General features: G+C 61.9%; 1 protein-coding gene. It reads right to left on the bottom strand.

Features of this window, described 5'->3' with window-relative positions; all coding sequences use genetic code 11:
• The coding region (locus H6A28_RS14790) for an ABC transporter permease (protein WP_204481063.1) at positions 1–628 on the bottom strand (628 nt) is incomplete at both ends.

Genomic DNA, 628 nt, shown 5'->3' on the forward strand with positions numbered 1-628 from the left:
ACCTCGCAGATACGCTCAGCGCTCTCCTGGGCCATCGTGATCATGGCGAAGACCACGGAGACCATCATGAGGGCCATGAGGATCATGAAGCCGTAGGTGGTCAGCGCGGAGAGCTGGCCCACGTTGAAGGCCGTGCCGCGGCTGGAGATGATGAGGTAGCTGCCGAACTGGATGACCACCACGAAGACGGCGTAGACGGCGAAGTTCATCATCGGCGTGTTGAGCGCGAGGATCTTCTCGGCGCGCGTGAAGTCGCGGCAGACGTCCTGGGCGGCCTCGCCGAAGCGCTGCTTCTCATAGTCCTGGCGCACGTAGCTCTTGACGTCGCGCATGCCGGTGACGTTCTCCTCGACGGACTCGTTGAGGGCGTCGTACTTGTGGAAGACCGAGCGGAAGATCGGGTGCACGGTGCGCACGACCTTGAACAGGCCGAACCCCAGAATCGGCACGATGATCACGAAGACAAAGGCCATCGGGCCGGACATGACGAACGTCATGACGATGCCCGCGACGAGCAAAAGCGGGCAGCGGATGGCCGTACGGATGATCATCATGTAGGCGAGCTGGACGTTGGTGATGTCGGTGGTGAGGCGCGTCACGAGCGAGCTCGACGAGAACTGGTCGATGT

This window comes from Bacteroides mediterraneensis (assembly GCF_016900355.1).
Taxonomy (GTDB): domain Bacteria; phylum Bacteroidota; class Bacteroidia; order Bacteroidales; family Bacteroidaceae; genus Phocaeicola.